The 23,306-nt window shown below is 45.6% G+C and carries 13 protein-coding genes; 10 read left to right on the top strand and 3 right to left on the bottom strand.

The annotated features are described in order from the left end of the window. Positions 1-253 precede the first annotated feature (253 nt). On the bottom strand, positions 254-2,044 hold the full coding sequence (locus tag KGF65_RS03280; RefSeq protein ID WP_216748126.1) for a hypothetical protein: 1,791 nt from the start codon (positions 2,042-2,044) through the stop codon (positions 254-256). A 407-nt stretch (positions 2,045-2,451) separates the two neighbouring features. Here KGF65_RS03280 and treR point away from each other — a divergent pair, with 407 nt between their 5' ends. The 4 genes from treR to KGF65_RS03300 all read left to right on the top strand — a co-directional run bounded on the left by treR (position 2,452) and on the right by KGF65_RS03300 (position 9,339). Beyond that, positions 2,452-3,171: a trehalose operon repressor gene (gene treR / locus KGF65_RS03285; protein WP_003637488.1), complete on the top strand. Its 720-nt coding sequence runs from the start codon at positions 2,452-2,454 to the stop codon at positions 3,169-3,171. A 22-nt stretch (positions 3,172-3,193) separates the two neighbouring features. Beyond that, positions 3,194-4,837 carry an alpha,alpha-phosphotrehalase gene (gene treC, locus KGF65_RS03290; protein ID WP_101872698.1) on the top strand — a complete coding sequence of 548 codons (1,644 nt, stop codon included), beginning with the start codon at positions 3,194-3,196 and terminating at the stop codon, positions 4,835-4,837. A gap of 16 nt (positions 4,838-4,853) precedes the next feature. Next, positions 4,854-6,851: a PTS glucose transporter subunit IIABC gene (locus KGF65_RS03295; protein ID WP_216748125.1), complete on the top strand. Its 1,998-nt coding sequence runs from the start codon at positions 4,854-4,856 to the stop codon at positions 6,849-6,851. Positions 6,852-7,260: 409 nt separating this feature from the next. Beyond that, on the top strand, positions 7,261-9,339 hold the full coding sequence (locus KGF65_RS03300) for a PTS glucose transporter subunit IIABC (RefSeq protein ID WP_216748124.1): 2,079 nt from the start codon (positions 7,261-7,263) through the stop codon (positions 9,337-9,339). A gap of 56 nt (positions 9,340-9,395) precedes the next feature. Here the strand turns inward: KGF65_RS03300 and KGF65_RS03305 are convergent, their stop codons facing one another. Beyond that, positions 9,396-10,178 (bottom strand): hypothetical protein, encoded by a 783-nt coding sequence (locus tag KGF65_RS03305; RefSeq protein ID WP_003637492.1) that lies wholly within the window; start codon positions 10,176-10,178, stop codon positions 9,396-9,398. 295 nt (positions 10,179-10,473) lie between these two features. Between KGF65_RS03305 and tagD the strand changes: the two genes are divergently transcribed. The 4 genes from tagD to KGF65_RS03325 all read left to right on the top strand — a co-directional run bounded on the left by tagD (position 10,474) and on the right by KGF65_RS03325 (position 20,882). Next, positions 10,474-10,884: a glycerol-3-phosphate cytidylyltransferase gene (tagD, locus tag KGF65_RS03310; RefSeq protein WP_003637493.1), complete on the top strand. Its 411-nt coding sequence runs from the start codon at positions 10,474-10,476 to the stop codon at positions 10,882-10,884. A 15-nt stretch (positions 10,885-10,899) separates the two neighbouring features. Continuing rightward, positions 10,900-12,117, top strand: a complete 1,218-nt coding sequence (locus tag KGF65_RS03315; protein ID WP_101872702.1) for a CDP-glycerol glycerophosphotransferase family protein — start codon at positions 10,900-10,902, stop codon at positions 12,115-12,117. A gap of 124 nt (positions 12,118-12,241) precedes the next feature. Continuing rightward, positions 12,242-17,269: a bifunctional glycosyltransferase family 2 protein/CDP-glycerol:glycerophosphate glycerophosphotransferase gene (locus KGF65_RS03320; RefSeq protein ID WP_216748123.1), complete on the top strand. Its 5,028-nt coding sequence runs from the start codon at positions 12,242-12,244 to the stop codon at positions 17,267-17,269. Between the two features lie 343 nt (positions 17,270-17,612). Beyond that, a complete protein-coding gene (locus KGF65_RS03325) occupies positions 17,613-20,882 on the top strand; it encodes a CDP-glycerol glycerophosphotransferase family protein (RefSeq protein ID WP_225083118.1) in 3,270 nt (1,089 codons plus the stop codon). A gap of 134 nt (positions 20,883-21,016) precedes the next feature. Here the strand turns inward: KGF65_RS03325 and KGF65_RS03330 are convergent, their stop codons facing one another. Beyond that, a complete protein-coding gene (locus KGF65_RS03330) occupies positions 21,017-21,955 on the bottom strand; it encodes a L,D-transpeptidase family protein (RefSeq protein ID WP_105922246.1) in 939 nt (312 codons plus the stop codon). Between the two features lie 278 nt (positions 21,956-22,233). Here KGF65_RS03330 and KGF65_RS03335 point away from each other — a divergent pair, with 278 nt between their 5' ends. Both KGF65_RS03335 and KGF65_RS03340 read left to right on the top strand, forming a co-directional pair. Continuing rightward, a complete protein-coding gene (locus KGF65_RS03335; protein WP_050337869.1) occupies positions 22,234-22,797 on the top strand; it encodes a UbiX family flavin prenyltransferase in 564 nt (187 codons plus the stop codon). Positions 22,798-22,799: 2 nt separating this feature from the next. After that, positions 22,800-23,210 carry an amino acid decarboxylase gene (locus KGF65_RS03340; RefSeq protein ID WP_101872705.1) on the top strand — a complete coding sequence of 137 codons (411 nt, stop codon included), beginning with the start codon at positions 22,800-22,802 and terminating at the stop codon, positions 23,208-23,210. Positions 23,211-23,306: the final 96 nt, after the last annotated feature.

Here is a 23,306-nt window from a genome sequence, read left to right on the forward strand (position 1 = left end):
CGCACAAAATCGGATATTACCGTGAATCGCATTTTATTTCACACCTCGAATAGCGCACAGTTTGAATTCAAACGACTAGCGGTCGAAAGCTGGTTACGTTCCGTTGCTGTAAAATAAACGCTTTAATCAATTTAAAAGTCCTCCAAATTTGCACAGACAAAAACGCCTCCCAGTGGCGGCAAGTGTCAGATTATGACTAGTCGTTGCTGGGAGACATTCATTTTCAAATTGAGTGATTTATTGTAAGTAGGCACTATTTGCTTGCAGCTAGTTGACGGGCCTGAATCAAGCTGTTTACCCAGCGACCTAGTGGCGTTTTGAAGAGCAGAATCAGGAGAAACACAATCAGCCAAGCAGTATAACCAATGATTTTACTTATCTTGGTCAGAATGCTTGAACTGTATCGAATTGTGAGCACATTTCGTCCTCGATGCTGGTGGACGTTGATATTGCCGACCCAGTGGCGTGTGAGTCGCGTTGTCGATAAGGGTTGACCATTCAGTGTTAGGATCGACCGCTGATAAGCAACGACGGGAACAGCTCGTGACCTAGCCGTCTTAGCGTGCCAAGTTAATTGAATACCCCCTCGAACGGCGCGGTAGCGGAAGTTGTGCTGCTGTTCAGAGAAGTTCTGGCGATATTCGCGATAGACGACTTTGTAAGTTTCAGGGTCAGTCGAGATTTTTTTGGAAACGGGCACATAATCTGGAACTGTACGATCGGCTGCCTTAATTAGCTGCCCAAGGTTCCGGGTATGGAATGCCGGTTGTAACTTAGCGATGGTCTGCAGCTTAGTGTGGACATTTTGAGGGTACGTTTGGATGCCTTGAGCGAATGATGTATCAGGTTTCATGTTCGTGTGAACGCTCCGAGCGACATTTTGCGTACAGAGGCTAAGTGATAAGACACTCAGTAAGACGCCGGCTGAGCGCAATCCTTGCTGGAGACTGAGATTATTCGTATGTTGCGCTGCTTCATCATAGATTAAAGCGGCTGATAACAGCATGAACGGCGTGGCGATTAACGTAATCCGACCAGGCATTTGCAGGAATGACTGCAAGAAAGGCATCGATTGCTGCACGAGGTCCCAAGGAAACAGACTGGTACTCAGAATAAGATATGTGACAGTAACGCCAGCCAACATTTTGGTAAAGGGCAAAAGATGTGACCAGAATAGTAATAATCCCGTTATCAGGGCATATGCAATGATTGTTGAGATAATGTCACTGCTAGAGTAGACGCTCGTATAAAGCGGTTGGAGTATCCGGCTCGCGTGGTCCATGAGATCCATTCCTACCGGTGCAATCAGCAAGTTGCCATGGTAGACCTCTAACATGGGAATTAAGGCATTCAAACTAAGCACTAGCGCCAATAGTACGCCCGCTAGAAAGTTGAGACTGCTGAGTAGCTTCTCTCGTGACTGCCACAGCCCGTGAATGAAAAAGGGAACAAGGAATGGCAAAAACACTCCGATAGTTAGAATCTGAAATTGGCCCATAATACCGACGAATAAGCCCAGCTTCATCATTTTGGCAAGTGTCCAGTCACCATGATACAAGTCCAAAATGGGACCGATAAATATTGGCAATAACGCGACGGCCAATGAGCGCCACATTATCCCAAACAAGAAGCCGTAAACAGCGTTGGAGCTAAGAAAAATGACACCTAAAGCAATTGCCAATTTTCGTGACAACCGTAATTTTAGCGCCGCTTTGTACATAAAGTAGCCGCATAGAAAATAAACGATAAATAAGGAAATGATTTGGAAGCGGAACCAATTACCGACTAGTAGCAGCAGGATACCACAGAGCACGGCCACTAGTGGGCTGTAAAGACTGTTGACGATACGGCCAGCCTGTTGAAAAGTGTAAAGGTTCATAAAACTAAAATTATGATTTTTAAGTTGCATCGCCGCTTCATAGATTCGGCTGTATTGAAATGGCCCGTCGACACCATATAGTGCCTGGTGATTGAGGAGGAGCGGACTGATCATAAGTAGGGTTGCTAGCCCAATGACGGCGATGGCGACTCTATTCTTGCGCATAGGTGAAGAAACATCCCTTCAATGAAATCAGATTTATGGTTCTGTGCAATCGGCGCGTCTAATTGCGCTGATTGTGGACTCTAAAGCACTTACTAGGTCATGTTGAAATGACCAATACGGTTAACTATAGCAGAGTTGTACAACGAGAACCACTGGTTTATTGTTTCATCATGAGATTCTTATGTGACTGTCATAACTATTCATGGTGCTAAACGGGATGATAGTAACGAATTACCCGGTGGGAGAATTTTTACTAATGACATGTACAGTCAAGACGATTTAGGAGCTATTCTGTTGATTTAAGCTTATTTGTCAGCGAAAAAAAGAAATTATTGCTAGTGATTGACAACTTGTCTAAACAAGTTTATATTCTTAAATGAAAGCGATAACAAAGTGAGGTGTTGGCCGTGAACAAAGCGGCGCTAGTGTATCAAGATCTGTTACAGAAAATTGACGCGGAAGTTTATCCGATTGGCAGTTATTTGCCTAGCGAACATCAGTTGTGCGAATTATATGGCATCTCCCGTGAGACTGGCCGAAAAGCGTTAGCGACCTTGGCCGACGATGGTTATATCCAGAAGATTCGGGGGAAAGGGTCCATTGTGATCGAGCACCGCCAATATGAATTTCCGGTTTCGGGAATCGTCAGTTATAAGGAATTAGCCGCGAAGTTACACATTAAAACGGAGAATGTGGTTTACGATTATCAACCGGACGCCCTATTGCCGGTAGCTGATTTTACGTCGTTAGGCACGGAATTGACTGAAGCACCCGTCACGGCTATCAAGCGCGTGCGGGTCATCAATGGGGAACCAGCCATTATTGATAAGGATTATATTTTGAAGTCAGTCGTTCCGGACGTTCCCAAACGGGCGGCTGAGGAGTCGTTATACGCCTACTTTGAAGACCAATTGGGATTGACGATTGGGTATGCGACGAAGGAAATTACGATGGCCCCGGCTACTGAGGAGGACCGTGAGCACTTAGCGTTGAATAAGGGCGCTTATGTGGCAATCGTCCGCAGTGTGACGAGCTTAACGGATGCGCGGGCGTTCCAGTACACGGAATCCCGTCACCGGGCCGACCGGTTCAGCTTTCGGGATTTTGCTCGCCGGACCAAGAAATAACCTAGCATGAGAGGATTGCAAAATGAAATTATCAGAACAAGTGATTTACCAGATTTACCCGAAATCATTTTATGATAGCAACGGTGACGGGATTGGGGATTTACAGGGGGTTATTCAGAAGATTGACTATCTTAAGCAACTGAATGTCGACATGATTTGGTTCAATCCATTTTTTGTCTCACCCCAAAATGATAACGGTTACGACATCGCTGATTACTATCACATTGACCCGATGTTTGGGACGATGGCTGATTTCGAAGAACTCGTCGCGAAGCTGAAAGCTAATGGTATCGGTGTCATGCTCGACATGGTGCTCAATCACACCTCCACCGCGCATGAGTGGTTCCAAAAGGCGTTAGCAGGTGATGAACACTATCAAAAATTTTATTATTTACGGCCGCCGAAGCCAGATGGCCAACTCCCAACTAATTGGGAATCGAAGTTTGGTGGGCCGGCCTGGGCGCCCTTTGGGGATACCGGAAAATATTACTTGCACTTATATGATCCGACCCAAGCAGACCTAGATTGGCATAATCCGGATGTCCGCCAAGCATGTGCCGATGTCGTCAACTTTTGGCGGCACAAAGGGGTTCAGGGCTTCCGCTTCGATGTCATCAACGTCACGGGTAAGGCCGAACAATTAGTTGACGCTCCAAAAGGCGTCCCAAGTAAGACGTTGTATACCGATACGCCAATCGTTCATGACTATCTCAAGGAACTGAACGCGGCGAGCTTCGGTCAAGACCCAGATAGTGTGACGGTTGGTGAAATGTCGTCGACGACCGTTGAAAATAGCGTTGGCTATACCAATCCGGCCAATCATGAATTATCGATGGTCTTTAACTTTCACCATCTCAAGACGGATTATGTAGATGGCCGCAAATGGTCACGGATGGCCTTTGATTTTCCACGGTTGAAGCAATTATTAGATAGCTGGGCGAGTGGCATGGCCGCTGGTGGCGGTTGGCAAGCGCTCTTCTGGAACAATCATGACCAACCGCGGGCCCTGAACCGGTTTGGAAATGTCGGCCAGTATCGTGAAAAATCAGCTGAAATGTTGGCGACCGTCATTCATTTACTGCGGGGGACGCCCTTCATCTACATGGGTGAAGAATTGGGGATGACCGACCCGGACTACGATAACATGGCGGATTACGTGGACGTTGAAGCGCTCAATGCGTATCGGGCCCTGATTCGAAGCGGATATAGTCACCACGATGCCTTTACGATCGTTAAGACGAAGGCGCGCGACAATTCACGGACACCGATGCAGTGGGATGACAGCGCCCAGGCTGGTTTTACGACTGGCCGGCCGTGGTTGGCCCCGACCAATCAGTCGACGATTAATGTCAACAACGAATTGGCGCACGGTGAAATCTTCAACTATTATCAACAGCTCATTAAATTACGCAAGACGATGCCGATTATTGCAGACGGCGGCTATCAATCTTGGCGGTTAGATGATCCACAAGTCTTTGGTTATTGGCGGACGTATCACCAACAGAAATTGCTCGTTTTGACGAATTTTTACGAGCAACCGACCACGGTCACGTTGCCGGATGAAATGGTGAGCGCACACGTCTTATTGTCAAATTACGACGATGTCAAAGTGACGTCGCAGTTGACGATGCAACCGTATCAAGCCGTTGCATTGTTGTTAGGTTAAGAATGGAGGAATGGGTATGGCAAAGGAACAAACAGTTAAAATATTAGCGCCAGTCAGTGGGGATGTCATGACGCTCGATACCGTCAAAGATCCGGTCTTTTCAGCAGGAATGATGGGCTTAGGATTTGGCGTGCAACCAACGAGTGGTCAAGTGGTGGCGCCAGTCAGTGGTAAGGTTACGATGGTCGCTGAGACGAAGCATGCGATTGGCTTTACGACCCCGGACGATCATCTGGAAGTATTGGTGCACTTGGGCATTGATACGGTCGATTTAAAGGGTGCGCCGTTTGACGTTCAAGTGGCCGTGGGCGATGACGTTCAAGCGGGCGATGTGATCGCGACGATGGATCTGGATGCAATCGTCGCCGCTAACCGTCAGACGACGGTCATTCTGGCCGTTACAAATTCCAGCGACAAACTCGAATTATTGGACGTGACGACTGGACAAAAAACAGCCGGTGACGTGACGGCGACCGGGCGTTTGAACGCGAATACGTTTAATGCCAAACGTCAGAATCGGCTACCTAAGGCGGGCAAATATGACCAACTCGCGACGGACATCGTCGCCAATGTTGGAGGCGTCGACAATATCAATAGTTTGATTCACTGCATTACGCGGCTCCGTTTTTATCTGAAAGATGAGAGCAAAGCCAACGATGACGCGATTCGGAACTTAAAAGGCGTCATCGATGTCGCCAAGGCGGGCGGTCAGTATCAAGTCGTCATTGGTCCGGCGGTCACGGATGTGTACGATGCCGTTATCAAGCAAATTGGGCCGCACTTCTCCAACGATTCGGCAACTGCTCAGGCGGTGGCTGAAACGGCAGCCGCTGCTAATCAACCAACGACGGCTTGGGGTAAGGTCAAATGGGGTTTTAGCAGTCTGATTGGCGTCATCACTGGTTCGATGATTCCGGTGATTGGACTGTTGGCTGCTTCTGGTATTTTAAAGGGAATCTTGGCGCTACTGACGACCTTCAAAGTTGTCAGCACGACCGCGCCAACTTACGTGATTATTAACGCGATGGGCGATTCCGTCTTCTACTTCCTGCCAATTTTTGTCGGCTTCACGGCTGGTAAAAAGTTGGGTGCCGACCCTGTTATCATGGGAATCATCGGTGGGGTGCTCACGTATCCTGCGATTGTGACCATGGCGAGCGGCAAGGCGACCGGGACGCTGCTAGGAATGGGCATCAATGCCGACTTCTTCGGGTTACCCGTTCACATTGCGTCGTACACGTATTCGATCTTCCCAATGATTGCGGGCGCTTGGTTAGCAAGCAAGCTCGAACCGTGGTTAAAACGGGTGATTCCAACGGTTTTACGGATGATTTTTGTGCCATTATTTGAAGTTGTGATTGTTTCTGGGGCCATTCTATTATTCCTCGGCCCGATCATTACGGTATTATCGACTGGTTTAGCCAACTTGATCGTCTGGATCTACAACTTGAGTCCCGCTATCTCTGGGCTGATTATCGGTGGTTTTTACCAAGTGTTGGTTATCTTTGGGTTGCACTGGGCCGTTATTCCAATCGTGGCGAACGATATTGCGACGACTGGTCACAGCTACTTGAATGCGATCGTTTCTGCGACGATGGTTGCCCAAGGTGGCGCAGTTCTAGCGATTGCATTGAAATCTAAACTAGCCAATATTCAAGAACTCGCCTGGCCCGCAACCATCTCAGCCTTTTGCGGTGTTACGGAACCCGCCATGTACGGGATTAACCTGAAATACGGTCGGGCCTTTATCACTGCCAGCATCGGTGCGGCGGTCGGTGGTTTCTTAACTGGGCTCCTGAACGTTAATATGTGGGGCTTTACTGGCTCACTAATTGGGTTCACATCCTTCGTTAACCCTAAGGGCCTCGACTTCAGCTTCTACGGCTTCTTGATTGCATCCGCAGCCACCATCATCGTCTCCTTTGCCTTAACTTGGATGTTCGGGTTCAAGGACGAAGACGTCAATGCCGTCAAAGTGGCGCCTAAGAAACGTCACTTGGGTGCAACTGCTTAAGCTAACTTGTCATGAAGCAGGATTTGAACGTATGGATTTTTAGGTCAAAAGCGGCCAGCGGAGGACCGCTGGAAAAATACGAGTCTGTGTAAATATGCAGCGATAGACAAGTTCTAATTTTATTTCTGGAGGTTGGATTGGGGCGCACATTCGCTGGCACACGGTAAAACAACTAACGGACACGTTTTAACAAGCATTTCTCACTCGAGAAATGCTTGTTTTTTTAGAGAGAATCAGCCCGCCGAGACCCCGTTGATGATTAGTCGACCGTACGAATCGGTGACAATAGTGCCAAGTGGTTGTGAAGGGGCGAAACGTGATGATAGACTTTTAGTGAATAATGCGAGTGGTCAACCCAAATAATGGGCAGTGAGGTCGTGACACAATCTTAAGAGGGGGGATAATCATCATGAAGAAGGCAGCAACAAGACGACTCTTGGCGCCGGTTGCGGGGCGCGTCTTAGCTTTGGCTGACGTGCAAGACCCGGTCTTTGCGACTGCGACGATGGGACCGGGATTTTCGATTCAACCAACTGACGGGCGCGTCGTTGCACCAGTCAGCGGTCGGGTGACGGTCGTGGCCACGACTAAGCACGCAGTTGGACTCGTGACGGCGAGCGGCTTAGAAGTGCTGGTGCATATGGGTATCGATACGGTCGAGTTGAATGGCGCGCCGTTTGTTTGTCATGTGCAGGTCGGCGATACGGTCCAAGCGGGTGAAGTGCTAGCCGAGATGGATCTGGCGGCGCTACAACGGGCGCAGAAGTTAGCGACGGTCATCGTCGTGGTGACGAACGGCCAAACCGTGTTGGATGACCTAATCGTCGCTGCGACGGACCAAATGGTGACTGCTAAAACTGCCGTGGCAACCGCGGTATTGGCCGTCACGCCGGTACCAGGAGCGCAAGCGGTGACATCGACAACGGCAGCATCAGACGTGGAACTAGAATCTGAATTCGAATCTGAATCTGAATCTGGATCCAAATCCAAAGCCAAATCTAAATCTAAACCGAAATCTAAACCAAACTCAACGTCAAAATATGCGGCACTCGCCACAGCAATTGTGACGAACGTCGGCGGCCCGGGCAACATTAACAGCGTGATTCACTGCATCACGCGCTTGCGTTTTTACTTAAAGGACGAGCACCGTGCGCAGGATGCCGTGATTGCCAATCTCGATGGGGTGATTGACGTTGCCAAGGCGGGTGGTCAATACCAAGTGGTGATTGGACCCGCGGTTAATGAGGTCTTCGATGCCGTGATGGTTCAGTTAGGACCTGCATTTGCGGATATGACGGCTGGCACACCAACCGCGGCAACGACCCAGGCAGCTGGTGCACCGACGGAAACCGATGCGCCAACCGGCTGGCTACCGCGACTGCGGCATGGGATGAGTCAGGTGATTGGTGTGATGACCGCAGCCATGATTCCAGTGATTGGTATTCTGGCTGGGTCCGGGATTTTAAAGGGGATTTTGGCGGCCCTGACTGGGTTTCACGTGTTGACCGTGACGAGCGGGACTTATATGGTTCTGAACGCCGTCGCGGATGCGACCTTCTATTTTCTTCCAGTCGTATTGGGCTTTACCGCCGCTAAAAAGTTGGGTTCTGACCCGATCGTATTAGCAATCGTTGGTGCGATTCTGATTTACCCAAGCTTAATGACCGCGGCAGGCCACGCCACGACGGCCCAAATCACGTTCTTCGGGGTTCCGACCCACCTGATGTCGTATGCGGCGTCGGTCTTTCCAATGATTGTCGCCGCGTGGCTCGGTGTATCTGTGGAACGTGGGCTTAAGCGCGTGATTCCCCTGTACCTGCGCAGTGTCTTTGTGCCCATTCTTGAAGCGTTGATCTTGTCAGTCATCGTTCTAGTAGTGATTGGTCCCCTGATTACGATGATTAGTAAGGGGCTCGCGAGTGGTATTTTAGCGATTTACAACTTTGGTCCGGCCTTGTCGGGACTCGTGATTGGTGGCTTATATCAGACGATGGTTATCTTTGGTCTGCATTGGGGCATCATTCCCATCGTCATCAACGATATTGCGACGAATGGGCACAGCTACCTGAATGCGATTCTATCGATAACGATGGTCGCCCAGGGGGGTGCGGTGCTGGCCGTGTTCTTGAAGTCGAAGAATAGGCCGCTCAAGGAAATCTCGTTAGCGGCAGCCATCTCCGCGTTTTGCGGGGTGACGGAGCCGGCACTCTACGGCGTTAATTTGAAGTATAAACGAGTGTTCGTGGTCGCCAGCATCGCCAGCGGCTTAGGCGGCCTGTTGACGGGATTGTTGCACGTCAATAATTACGCGTTATCGGGTTCCTTGATTGGCTTTCCGGCCTTCATTACACCGGGCGTGGGCATTGGCCCTAACTTCTATGGCTACTTGATCTCACACTATGGCACCCTCCTGATTGCGACGACCCTAGTTTATTTATTCGGCTTTTCTGACAAAATGTTACCGGCACCCTCGGCGACCGCAAAATAGCGTTTGACGGTTGAATCAAAAAAAGACTCCTGCTCAAAGTAGCGGGGGTCTTATTTTTAGGAACTGATTGCTTGTAGCCGGGCCTGTTGACGAATGGCTTCAACGTAGATGCGGACAAAGTCGGTGCCGTACAGCGTTGACAGCTGTTGCTCGAGATTGGGCGTCGGTGGCAAGACTTTGAGTAGTGGCCGAATCCATTGATTGGTCGGCAATAGCCGTAACAAATGGTGACTGGTGAACTGTGAAAATAACAGGTTGCGACCGAAGTATTGGCTGAGCCGGTTCTGAAATGCTGGTTGCTTAACAGGCACCAGCTGAAGACTGCTATTATTCATATTGCCTAGCAGCAATTTGGCTTGACCAAAATCATCGCGTAAGTCGAGGTGCTGGTTCTTATAGGCCTTGGCAATTTCCGGTGCCAGCTGGATCAGCCAGATCAATTGATATTGCTCGAGGTGTAGAATCAGTCGGAGCGTGATGATATCAGTGGTCGTGAACTGATAACTGTAGCGCTGCAACGTTTCCGGTGTTAATTGGCGATGCAAGGTCTGCTGGACCGCGGTAAAATTACCGGCTTCCCAACTAATTGCAAGCTGGTCATGATTCGTTAGCCAGAGCAAGTGGTCAGCGATACGTAATGTCAAAAAACGCGGCGTCGCGTGATTCGGTTGCGTCAACATGAGTAGCCAATATGAGCTGGCACTAGACCGCGCAAAATTACGTGCTAAGACGTGTGCGTTTGTGGGTAATGCGAGTTGAACGGCTAACTGTAGTCGACGACGGTCAGCGGCGGTGTTAACAAACTGATGTGGATCATGTGTGATACGACGTTTAGCCATGGACATTCCTCCCATTGATACACTGCCTTAATTATAGGTCAAAATAGGGGGAGTGGCGCAATGAATCCTTAAGTTGCGGGGATAATTTGTGATTCGGCGACGATGATACTGAAGCATAAATTCTTATGGCAATAATAATATGTTTTTGCTAACTGTTAGGACCTTTTGATATATTTGCAGTTACAATTTTATAATTTATCATTACGAGAGTTGTATAACATTCCGTTGGTTGATGTTTACATGCTATAATGTCAGTTAATGTGAATTATTAAAATAGATTTAGGAGGAGTTTGTTATGAAACGAGTTATCACATATGGGACGTTTGATTTATTACATTACGGGCATATTGAACTACTAAAACGGGCAAAATCATTGGGGGACTATTTGATTGTTGCGCTGTCAACGGATGAATTTAATTGGAACAGCAAGCAGAAGAAGGCGTACTTCTCGTATGAGAAACGTAAAGCATTGTTAGAAGCAATCCGCTATGTCGACTTAGTGATTCCAGAAAAGTCATGGGACCAAAAAGTCAGCGATGTGAAATTATACCAGATTGACCGCTTTGTCATGGGTGACGACTGGGTCGGTAAGTTCGATTTTGTCGGCGAACAGACGGATGCTGAAGTGATTTACTTACCACGAACACCAGAAATCTCAACGACTAAGATTAAAAAAGATTTGAATTTCAACCAAGACGAACATTAGGCGGGGAATGGATACATGGCATTAAAAAGCATTATTAGTCAGGTTTATCGCAAGCTATTCAACTTGATTGCGATCATGTGCCCGGTTCGAAAGCACGTTGTATTATTCGAAGCGTTTAATGGCAAAATGCCAACAGATAATCCATTGTACGTCTACCAAGCCCTTCAAGCGGCACATCCTGATTGGCACTTAGTCTGGGGAGTCAAGCGGCAATTGTTGGCTGAAGCTAGGCGCCAATACCCGCAAATGACGATTATTCCCCGTTTTTCCCTGCAATGGCTATGGGTGGCGCCGGTCGCTGAGTTCTGGGTCTTAAATGCGCGCTTGCCATATTGGCTGCGCAAGAATTCGAAGACGACCTATATTCAGACTTGGCACGGGACACCGCTAAAGCGACTCGGGATTGATATTCCGAACGTCTCCATGCCGGGAACGGATACGGAACAGTATCGTCAGAATTTCACCACTGAAAGTCGGCGGTGGGATTACTTAATTGCGCCTAATCAATTCTCTAAGGATATTTTTCGCCGGGCGTTTGATTTTCATAATCAATTTTTGGATTACGGCTATCCGCGCAATGACCGGTTAGTGAATCAGGCTAAGGATCCACAAGCCTTGGCAGCAATTAAGCAAAAAATCATTGGTCACAAGACAGGTAAAGTGATTTTATACGCGCCAACTTGGCGAGATGATTATTTCATTCGCAAGGGTATGTATAAAATGAACTTGCCTTTTAGCTTGAGCAAGGTTGTTAACGCTTTGGGTAAAGATGATGTGCTCATCATCCGGCCGCACTATTTAGTGGCAGAATCAATCAATATCCATGGCTTTGAAGCGCAGGTTAAAGTCTGTGTTGATGAAGATATTGATGATTTATATTTAATTAGTGATTTATTGATTACGGATTATTCTTCTGTCATGTTTGATTATGCGATTTTAAATCGGCCGATGTTATTTTACCCGTATGATTTGGCGCATTATCAAGGGGATATTCGTGGCTTTTACTTTGACTATGACAAGGTCCCCGGTCCAGTCGTCACGAACGAACTGGATTTCGTCAGTGCCTTGGAACAATTCTTAAGTCAGGGTAATTATCCGGCATACGCGGCTAAAATGACCGCCTTCCGTCAGCAATTTACGACGTGGGAAAAGGGAACCGCTAGTGAACGGGTCGTGGCGTTGATGGAGGCAGAGGCGAATAAGAAAGCAGTTAAGGTAACCGAGCCCTCTTAGAAAGTGGGCTCGGTTTAAACGCTGATTTGCTTTTACGTTGGACGGTGTCTAAACCGGCAGTCCGTGTGGATTTAGGGTGTAACTAGACAGAGAATATTTGAAATTTTAGACATAGGTGAAGATTGTGAAAGATATAGGATTAGTTAAGCAAGTGTCCAATCGATTGAGTGTCGTTGTTGCTTGTTATAATGTGGCAGAGTATCTACCAGAATGTCTGGATTCAATACTCGCACAGTCATTTAATAATTTAGAAGTTATTCTGATTGACGATTGTTCGGATGATGGGACGGCAGAAATTGTTGATGACTACGCACAGCAGCATGTGAATTTTAAAGCGGTTCATAACGCAGATAATTTAGGACCAAGTGCGTCAAGAAATCTGGGGATAACCCTTGCTACAGGCGACTGGCTCGCATTTGTAGATGGCGATGATATTTTGCCCGTACGAGCCTATGAATTAATGATGGGATCATTGATCAAGTCAAAGTCACAGGTCGTTACTGGGTTTGTTCGGCGCTTTGATAGCAAGCGCAATAAACAGTCGTTTTTGCACAAAAAAGCTATTATTGATGATTATCGTCATGCGACATTTGCTGACCATCCGGAGTTATTGTACGACACGACTAGCTGGAATAAGATTTATTCCTTGCCGCTGTTACGTGAAAACGACATTACGTTTCCCACGGGACAGATTTACGAAGATGTTTCATTCACGTTGAATGCTTTTCTGAAGAGTACTGGGATCGATATTCTCACCGATGTGGTTTATAACTGGCGCTGGCGTGAGAACGGGGCTAAAGCATCGTTTACGCAAGTCAAAAATGAATTGCCTAAGTATCTCGACCGAATCACGAGCGTCAATCAGGTCAAGGCATTATTACAAGCACATGACTTATGGCATGGGCAGATTAAACAACAAGTAGTGTTCAAATTATTAGATCTGGATATTACACTTTTTATGGATGATATTGCGGATGCTGATGAATCGTTTGTTTATCAGTTTCAGGAGACGACGATCAACTTTTTTAGAAGTTGGGGCTTGTTAAAGACACCAATATTGAAGCAGTTGTCTGTGAAAAAACAATCTCAATACTATGCGTTAATACATGGTGAGTTTGAAGTGTTAAAACGCATTTCAGCGAATGCGTTTAGTGGTCGGGCTGCACAGACTGAAAAAAAGGACCTGGGTATTCCTAATTTTCATGCGCCCAAATCCCTGACAACTCGATTGACTCGGGTGCGGCGCGTGGGTGATTCGATTGTGATAAGCGGAAGCCTACAATTAGGGAAGCAAGTGCCACGACATTTCCCGCATAATCCAGAAGTTGTCAAAGTTTATTTGGAGAATCTCGTTACGGGTGATCGTTTGCCTGTGACGACTTTTAAACGTCAATTTACGATGTTTAATCTACATCTTAGAAGGATGCCAGTCCCCTCAAGTAAATTTACGCTGGTATTAGACATGGTACAAGCTAATCAGTTGCTCAGCGAAGGAACCTATAAAATCAGAATTGATTATCAAGCGACGAAGACGGATAAGGTTGTGACAACGTACTTAGGGCAGCCACGGAAAGGTGCTGGAAGAATTGCACCGTTTGAGATTGATGGCCAGCAGCTTTCAGTTGTCTATGGCTACAATACGAATTGGCAGATCACAATTGGTCTACTGCCAACAGAAAATTTAGCTGTCGGCAGTAAACCCAATCCCACTTTGTTAACCAAAGTTCGACTTGATTCTGATGATGCGTTGATTGTTGAAGGTCGTACTTCCGAGGCAGTATTGGCGCTAGATGTTAATGGGATTGTCATTGGGAAAAAACAGATTACTGATGGAAAATTTACTTACCGCATCGATAGTAAATTGCTCAAGCGATTTTTAAATCATGCAGTTGCGTTGACCTTTACAAACCCAGAAACTGGCGTGACGGTCGTCCCAGATTTTAAATTTGAGATGCCAACACCGGCAGTTTTATTTGGTACTGACTTAAGTGTTGCGCTGAATCCTAAGTTGGGTAAAGGCTTGTGGATTCAACCAGATGTTGCCGCACTTATGTTGAGCAAGGCTGATATTCAAATGAAATCAGATGGCAATCATCTGATTTTGCAATTCGATAATGATACCGTAGCGAATTTAGCGACTACTGGTGGCAAGATTGAGCTATTGTCGACCAACTTGGTCAATCGTTACTTGAATGGTGGTATCGTGACTCGGCAAGAGTCTAATCGGTTAGTGGGTGACGTATTACTCAATCAGGAGCAACAATTAGTAGTTCTGGCAGGCAAATATCAATTATACCTAGATTTAAAGATGACGGATGGCAATAATCGGCGGTTCAGAGTCTATAGTTATAATCTAACGAGTGAGTATCTCATCGACAAAACGAAAATTGCGAAAGCAACGACCGTATCTGCCTATACTGATAAATTCGGCTACTTGAAGCTGAGCGTTATACGGAAACGTCCCTGGATTGATCGAACCAAAATTCGGCGGGGGTTATCTTTCTCAGTCTTGTACCCCCTGATGCGCTTATTGCCACTCAAAACTAATACGGTTGTTTTTGAGAGCTTATGGGGACAGTTGTTTAATGATAGCCCGCGGGCGATGTATGAGTATTTAGTCGCGCAACACCCGTCCATGAAGTTTGTGTGGGTCTTTAAGGATGAACAAACACCAATCAGTGGACCAGGCGTTCGTGTTCGGCGCATGTCATTTAAATATTGGTATTACATGGCGCGTGCGAAGTATTTAGTTCAGAATACGAATTTGCCTAATCAGTATGCAAAACGGCGCGGTCAAATCGAGGTTGAAACTTTACACGGCACTTTTATGAAGGTCATGGGATTTGACGAGCCACATTTTAAGCAAGCTTCGAATAATATTCAAAAGAAATTCGCGTATCGGATTGGTCGCTGGGATTTAATGTCAGTACCGTCTGATTTCATGCTTGAACACGGCGCGCGGGCATTTGATTATCCTGAACAGAAAATTGTGACGACTGGGTTTCCGAGAACCGATGAGTTAATTCAGAATAATCATGCGACATATATTCAAAAAATCAAACATTATTTGGGTATTCCCGCTGACAAACAAGTCGTGCTATACGCACCCACGTACCGAACCACTGATGAGCCGTTTGATTTAGCATTGGATTTAGAGCGGATGCAGGCGGCACTAGGAAATGACTATGTTTTGTTAATGCGATTGCATTATTTTGTTTCACATTCACAAAACTTCGTTAATCAGAGTGGCTTTGTATATGATGTCAGCGATTATAATAATATTAATGATTTATATCTGATCAGTGATGTCTTGATTACGGATTATTCCAGTGTGATGTTTGATTTTGGATATTTACGCAAGCCGATGGTCTTCTTTGCCTATGACAAGGACTGGTATCTCGACCCGGCAAATCGTGGTATCTATATGGATTATGACGCAACGGTTCCTGGTCCAGTGGCTAAGACGACTGATGATGTGATTGAAGCGTTACAACATATTGATACAGTAAAAGTAACCTACCAAAATAAAATGACTGATTTTTATGATCGATTCTGTCAGTATGGGCGTGCTGGTGATGCAACCAAACGACTAACTGAAGCGATGTTGAACTTAAAGCCAATATCACAAGATTCCGTTGTGAGTCATTTGATTGGCAATAAGTTGACCCGGTTATTCAAACTGACCAATTTACAGTCGCAGTTGCTCAATGCGTTGGGACAGAAACTGCCGAAGAAGAATATTGCAATCTTTGAAAGCTTTTTTGGCCGCCAATACTCGGATAATCCCAAGGCTATTTATGATTATATGAAGGCCAATTATCCGCAAATCAAGGCTTATTGGAACGTCAATAAGGATTATGAGCAGTACTTTATTGACCATCAGATTCCATACGTGACTCGATTCAGTTTTAAAGGTATTTGGAAGCAAGCACGGGCCAAGTATTGGTTTACCAATGTTCGACGGCCTTTTCGGTGGATTAAGCCTAAAGGAACGGTCGTTGTTCAGACGTGGCACGGGACACCTTTAAAGACGATTGGAACCGATGTTCAACAGGTAACCATGCCAGGGTTGACGCGGATGAAGTATCATAAGCAGGTCGTCCGGGATTCTTCTCGGTGGGATTACTTGTTGACACCCAATCCTTACTCGTACGAAATCATGCACCATGCCTTTAGAAAAAATTATGCGCAGTTATTACCGACAGGCTATCCGCGTAATGACCGATTAAGTACAGCGTCAACAGCTGATATTTTGAAAATTAAGCGACATCTTAACATTGACGATGATGCCCATGTAGTTTTGTACGCACCGACTTGGCGGGATAATGACTTCGTTCGAGCTGATCATTTTCGTGCGGAATTACATTTGGATGTAAATCAATTTATTCGGGAAACACCAGATAATACGATTATTTTAATTCGGACCCATTACATGATTGCCAATAATTTGGATTTGTCAGGTTATGGCAAACGAGTGATCAATGTCAGTGATTATGAAGATATTTCAGATCTTTACTTGATTAGTGATCTTTTAATTACGGATTATTCCAGTGTGTTCTTCGATTACGCCATTCTGAAACGACCGATGATTTTCTACGCCTATGATTTGGCGGCCTATGCGGATGATATCCGAGGTTTCTATGTAGATTATGAATCAACTGTACCGGGACCAATCGTCGGGAACAATGATGAATTGATGCCACTGATTAATGAGGCCATAACTGAACCAGCACGTTTTATCGATAATGAGAAGTATCACCGATTTTTGAAAAAGTTCGCTAGCTGGGAAGACGGTCAGGCGACCAAACGGTTATTAAGTATCGTATTTGACGAACAACCGGCTTATCAGCGGCGTGAAGTTGACACGGCTGAAGGATACACGGTAAACGACCAAGTAAAAATTGCCCCGGCTAGTCTGCTCTGGAAAAACATTCCAGGATTGCCGGGTGACCAGTTTGCTGGGAATTTTGATGAGACTAACACCAATGGTTTGATTACGATCAACAAAATTGGTTGTATCGTGCCAACCAACTTTGGCACTGATGAATTGTATACCGGTGGTTATTGGATAAATGCACAGGTACAAGGACAAGATGTTTGGCTGATGATGGCAAATGTTTCTAAAAAATCGGAAACTGCTATGAATTTGTAATCGCATGTGTCTTGTACGATAAACGGCTGTTACACCGGGTTAGGGGTAAACGACCATATAATATAGTTAAAGGCAATCTATTCTTGAGTGTTCGAGAATAGGTTGCCTTTACTAGTTGTGTTAGCTGTTGCTCAGCAGGAAGATGGATAATGTTCGGATGGATAGCGCTTACATGCTATAATGATAGTTAATGCCAGTTTTAATCATCATAAAGTGATTTGGATGAATCATGAAGCAAGCTTTGAAGGTAATAAAAGAGCTTTAAATTAGCCATTTGGACATATGGCTCAACACCACAGCGGTAAGTGGCGCTGGAATTTTGGAGGGAATCTGTTTGAAAAAGATGGCGGTAGCGATTAGTTCTGGTAAGTTAGTGATTGAGACCTCTCAGAACAGTAAATTTGAGAACTTACAATTGCTTCTCACTAATCATGTTCAATCATATTATTTAAATAAAGAAGTGCTCAGTGTTGAAGATGATGCAGTTAACTACCGGTTTACGTTGGACTTAGCGCAAACATTGAGTGCAATGGTGGATGACCAACAGCTTGATGATGTGGCAACTAAATTTACGATGATGCATCAGTATACATATACAGATGAAACGACTGGTGAAGTCCGTGAATATGACCGTTCACTCCGAATTCCGGTTCGGCGAGAATGGCAGCTAGCGAACGTTGAACGGTTTTGGGACGCTGAGCACAGCCACTATCTACAACCATATGTGACGAAAAAGAACGCCTTAGCATTCCTACTTGACCGTGAACTTAGTCTGAAACATTATGTGAACTATAAAGTCATTCGGAAGATTAAAGTTCAAGAAGACCGGGTCGCATTTGAAGGCTTCTTTGATACCTTGTTTTTCCCACTGGCTGATTGTCGGATGGCAATTGTTGAGCGGAGCGGTGAAAAGACGTATCAACGGTCCTTCGAATATCATTCGGTCGAGACCAAATATTCACGCATTTATCGGTATGCGTACAAAATTGAACTGACCATGGCGGAATTGAGTGACTACCTCAAACAGTTGGATCAATCCAACGAATTGAGCTTGGACTTATTTTTCATCGGTCACTTAGCGGGTACCGATGCGCCGTTAAAATTCCGAATTGGTAACCCACGCTTTATTACCAACTATACGATGAAGGGTGAACTCGCACTACAGGATTCAGCCAAGAAACAGTGGCTGTCATTGGTCCCATATTTTACAATCAAAGGATTGAATTTGTCGTTCACGTTCAACGCTTATCAGCAAGATGCCTATGCGTACTTTAGAGCGCACCAGCATCACTGGCGGGCCGTTGCTAAGCAGGCTGCAGATCGCGATATCTGGATTATTGGTGAGCGCTCTTATAAGGCTCAGGACAACGGTTTTCGATTCTTTAAATATTTGCGTGAACAGCATCCGGAAGTTGAAGCGTACTATGTCATCCGCAAAGATTCGATTGAGCGCAAGAATGTCGAACCACTTGGAAATGTGATCGACTTCGGTTCAGCTGAACATTTCGAGAAGGTTATTCAAGCTAAGTACATTTGCGGGACGCATCATCCGGACTTTCTATATCCCATTCGAAGCAAGTCTTATGAACAGCATATTCATGCCAAACGAATCTTTTTACAGCACGGGGTCTTTGGAACGAAGAATATTGCCCCGTTCTATGGCAAATCCGTCGTGAACGGGTTCTATACAGATTTGTTTATCACGAGCTCACAAAAAGAAAAGCAAATTGCGGTATCTGACTTAGGCTATGATGATAAGGAAGTCGCAGTGACGGGTTTAGCGCGTTTTGATAGCTTGTTTAAAAACGATTTGCCCGTCAAACGCCAGTTACTGATTATTCCAACGTGGCGCGATTGGATCACTAACGACGAAATTTTTGAGAAGAGTGAGTATTTAGCGCGCTATCGTGAGTTATTATTTGATGCTCGTTTGAAAGAATTTTCGGAACGCTACCAGATGGAAATTGTGTTTTGTTTACATCCCAACATGCAAGCCTACGTCGATTACTTTAAAGATGCCCCAGTGACGATTGTTCATCAGGGTGAGGTAGATGTGCAGGTGTTGATCAAAGAAAGTGCGATGATGCTGACGGACTATTCTAGTGTTGCATTTGATTTCAGCTTTTTGCATCGACCAGTACTTTATTATCAATTTGACCGAAAACGCTTTATTGGTCAATACACTTCTCATATCGATTTGGATAAGGAATTACCAGGGCCGATTACGGATTCACTTGATCAGATTTTTGATCAGTTATTTCAATATGGTGCCCAGGACTTTGCGATGCGACCACAGGATATTCAGAAGGCTGACCGCTTCATTGCACATCGGGATACACAATCCTGTGACCGGATTTTTAGTGCCGTGACCCAGTTGCAAGATAAGACCGTCAAAGAAAAAATACGCAGTGATGTGTTCTATCTGAAGCTTCAGCAACGTTTCCGGCGTACGCGTAAGTTATATTTTCCAACGATGAAGTTCTTGTACTGGTTCTGGTCACATTTCAGTGCCGTGAAGCCCAATCGAATCATGTTTGAAAGTAGTGTTGGGAAACGCTACGAGGATTCGCCGCGGGTCATTTATGAAGCAATGGTCAACTTGTATCCGGATTTAGAATATATTTGGGTGTCGAGAGACAATCAGCCCCTGCAAGCGAACCCCAATACGAAGATTGTCCGGCGACTATCCTTCGATTACTATCGCTACCTTGCCACTAGTCGGTATTGGATTAATAATCAGAACTTTCCGACCTATCTGACGAAGCGTAAGGGGACTGCCTACCTGCAGACTTGGCATGGGACCCCACTGAAGAAAATGCAGCATGACCAGGAAGTTATTTCCGGTCGCAAGCCGGGGTATCTGAAGCGGGTGACGCATGCTAAGAACCAGTGGACCGCTTTAGTATCGCCGTCACCATACGCGACTAAGGCTTTCCGTTCGGCATTTCAATATGAGGGCCCCGTTATTGAAAAAGGCTATCCGCGGAATGATTTATTTTTTGCGGATGACGTGGAAGAAACGCGGCAAAAAATTCGTAAACAATTAGACATTGCAGCGGATAAGAAGGTGATTTTGTACGCGCCAACTTTTCGAGATTATGAAAAGTCACATGGCCGTTTTGTTCTAGATAATCAATTAGACTTTGATGCATTCGAACGTCAATTGGGTGACGACTATGTCTTATTGATGCGTGAGCACGTGGTGGTCGCTTCAAAATTACAAATTCCAGAAGCGATGAGGCATAATATTATTAATGTTTCTAATTATCCGAGTGTTCAGGAACTGATGATTGCGAGCGATATGCTGATTACCGATTATTCATCGATTATGTTTGATTATTTGGATACTAACAAGCCAATTTATTTCTTCTGCTACGACTTGGAGAAGTATTTGACCTTGCGAGGCGTTTACTTCGACTTTACTAAGGAAGTGCCGGGGCCACTAGTCGAGAATGCATCGGCCTTGTTTGATGAAATCAGCCAAGGTGATCAATATTGGCAGACTTATGGTGAGAAGTACCAAGCATTCAAGCAGAAGTTTGCCCCGCATGATGGTAAGCATACGGCTAGCATCGTTTATCAGACGTTCTTCTCGATGGTTAACAAACACTAATACACACTAAAAAACAACGATTTTCAGGAAGCTATCTTGAAAATCGTTGCTTTTTAATTAGCGTAAGCACAGTCAGAGATTATCCGTGAAAATAAAAATGATTGTAAAGCGTGATTAATTTAAGAATCAGTAACTTAGTAGTTTAACAGCTGCGTTGCATATTGGACGTTAGTGACGTAAGCCCGTGTGCTTAGCTTGCTGACTAACTTTTGCATGCTTCCTAAACTGATGGAGACGCAGCCTTGAGTTGCCCACTGATTACGAACGTGAATGAAGAAGCCGGAGCCGTTATTCTGTCCATGATTATCCATGACGACTGCCAACTGATACTGATTACGAGGTGCCGCTTTGGTGTAGTCAATTAGATGTTCATTCTTATTGTTCGCCCACTTGCGATTTTGCCAAGTATTATACTGGCGGTCTTTTAAGTCTTCAATCCAATAACTGTTTTTCTGGATTTGCCGGTAACCGATGCCGTTCGTCCGAACATGGGCTGCTTTACCGAAAGCAAAGCTCAGATGATAAGTCCCGATAGGCGTACGACTACTGCCTTCGCGTGAATAGCCAATACCACTGCCACCAATCCGACTGCTGGCAGTCAGTGTATTACGCCAAGATAAGCCACGATTCTTTTCCCATAAGCGGAGCGTGGCCGTTGATTTGCCTGATTGGACGACCGTGACGATTTGGCGGGCGTTACGTGCGACGTTTAATTGCGAGACCATCGCAGCTTGTGAATTTTTAATTGGCTTGAGAAAGCCGTGCCAAATCCAGCCGGAAGCGCCATTGGCACCATTGTGCACCCAATAATAGAGGCACCGTTTGCCGTTCTTCGTAATGTAGGTCTTCTGCGTTGCAGTCCAAGCCGTATTACGGTAATTCTTCAAGTTATGGTTCGCTTTGAATGTCCATCGATTATAGTTGCCATTAGCTTTAAAAGTATGCGACGTACTATTAGTTGTATAGTAGGTCTGGTGCCTGATGGCCGTCGTTGGTGTCCGATGATAAGTGCGGCTGGCCTGTGCTGGTTGTACGACTAAAACTAGCGTCAAAACTAGTCCGAATCCCAACATGAGTAATTTAAAATGCTTCAATATGAGGTCCCCCCGTCGAAGCTGTAAATTCAGCCTCAAAGAATAATTTATATCCAAATAGTTAACATGTTTATTATAATATAATGCCGGGAACCGCGCACTAACTGTTTGGTGGATGTGGCCCAGTAAACGTTAATATTCGAAAATAGAATATTAACCAGTCGAAACACGATTTGTTCACGGTTCTAGGACAAGTTATGATAAGGGTGAGGATTAATAAGTAGGATTAATAAAATAATTGAAACGAGGGTGTCAGGATGAAGCGAATTGTTGTCGGAATTACAGGGGCGTCAGGAACGATTTATGCCGTTGATTTATTAGAGAAGTTACACCAACTCCCTGATGTTGAAGTGCATCTAGTTATGAGTGCTTGGGCGAAGAAGAACTTGGAGCTCGAGACGGATTACTCACTTGCACAATTGACGGCATTGGCGGATGCGACTTACCGTGCTAACGACCAGGGGGCGGCAATCGCGAGCGGTTCATTTTTAAATGACGGTATGGTGATCGTTCCAGCCAGCATGAAGACCGTTGCCGGAATTGCTTACGGCTTTGGCGATAATCTGATTTCACGTGCAGCCGATGTGACGATCAAGGAGCAACGTAAACTCGTCATTGTTCCACGTGAAACACCCTTAAGTGTGATTCATTTGGAAAACCTGACGAAATTAGCCAAGTTGGGTGCACAAATCATTCCACCGATTCCGGCCTTTTATAACCATCCGACCACGATTCAAGACTTGGTTAACCATCAGACGATGAAAATCTTAGATGCCTTCCATATTCATAATGAAACGGATCGCCGTTGGGAAGGAGATTAGCCATGCCCACTTTTACGACTGAACAAGCAGGTTACCAGATGCAAGCCACCGTTCAGGTTATCGGATATGACTTATTGATTGTCGTTACGGGCGGCACCAATCCGCATATTGGTGATGTGACCACCATTACAGCAACGATGCCGGCCCAAACCGTCAAATTTCCTAGTCACGATGGCCGTTTTCACAAGGATAACTTCATTTCGGATCGAATGGCGAAGCGCCTGCAGTCGTCGTTGCCGGGAAGTTGCACGATTACTGCTGGAATTCATGTCAACCAGATTACTAAGGCACAGATTGCGGCCGCTGCACCAATGACGGATGATTTAAGCCAGCAAATTATTACCTGGCTACGAGCACACCCCATTCAGGCTGCTCGGCCGGAATATTACGGGGATGATGAACAGCCGAAGTAGGGTTAATATTTAAGAATTTTAAGTGCGCTAATTGTTGGACGAAACGGTCTGATAATTGGGCACTTTTTATTTTAATTATTAAGCTTATGATGATAG

Origin of the sequence: Lactiplantibacillus sp. 30.2.29 (assembly GCF_018991255.1) — a bacterium.
GTDB lineage: Bacteria > Bacillota > Bacilli > Lactobacillales > Lactobacillaceae > Lactiplantibacillus > Lactiplantibacillus pentosus.

What these genes read in the sequence shown, in the direction of transcription:
- KGF65_RS03300 (WP_216748124.1), top strand. Translation starts at nt 7,261, where the DNA reads ATGAAGAAGGCAGCAACAAGACGACTCTTGGCGCCGGTTGCGGGGCGC.
- KGF65_RS03330 (WP_105922246.1), bottom strand. Translation starts at nt 21,955, where the DNA reads ATGTTGGGATTCGGACTAGTTTTGACGCTAGTTTTAGTCGTACAACCA.
- KGF65_RS03315 (WP_101872702.1), top strand. Translation starts at nt 10,900, where the DNA reads ATGGCATTAAAAAGCATTATTAGTCAGGTTTATCGCAAGCTATTCAAC.
- treC (WP_101872698.1), top strand. Translation starts at nt 3,194, where the DNA reads ATGAAATTATCAGAACAAGTGATTTACCAGATTTACCCGAAATCATTT.
- tagD (WP_003637493.1), top strand. Translation starts at nt 10,474, where the DNA reads ATGAAACGAGTTATCACATATGGGACGTTTGATTTATTACATTACGGG.
- KGF65_RS03340 (WP_101872705.1), top strand. Translation starts at nt 22,800, where the DNA reads ATGCCCACTTTTACGACTGAACAAGCAGGTTACCAGATGCAAGCCACC.
- KGF65_RS03295 (WP_216748125.1), top strand. Translation starts at nt 4,854, where the DNA reads ATGGCAAAGGAACAAACAGTTAAAATATTAGCGCCAGTCAGTGGGGAT.
- KGF65_RS03305 (WP_003637492.1), bottom strand. Translation starts at nt 10,178, where the DNA reads ATGGCTAAACGTCGTATCACACATGATCCACATCAGTTTGTTAACACC.
- KGF65_RS03335 (WP_050337869.1), top strand. Translation starts at nt 22,234, where the DNA reads ATGAAGCGAATTGTTGTCGGAATTACAGGGGCGTCAGGAACGATTTAT.
- KGF65_RS03325 (WP_225083118.1), top strand. Translation starts at nt 17,613, where the DNA reads ATGGCGGTAGCGATTAGTTCTGGTAAGTTAGTGATTGAGACCTCTCAG.
- KGF65_RS03280 (WP_216748126.1), bottom strand. Translation starts at nt 2,044, where the DNA reads ATGCGCAAGAATAGAGTCGCCATCGCCGTCATTGGGCTAGCAACCCTA.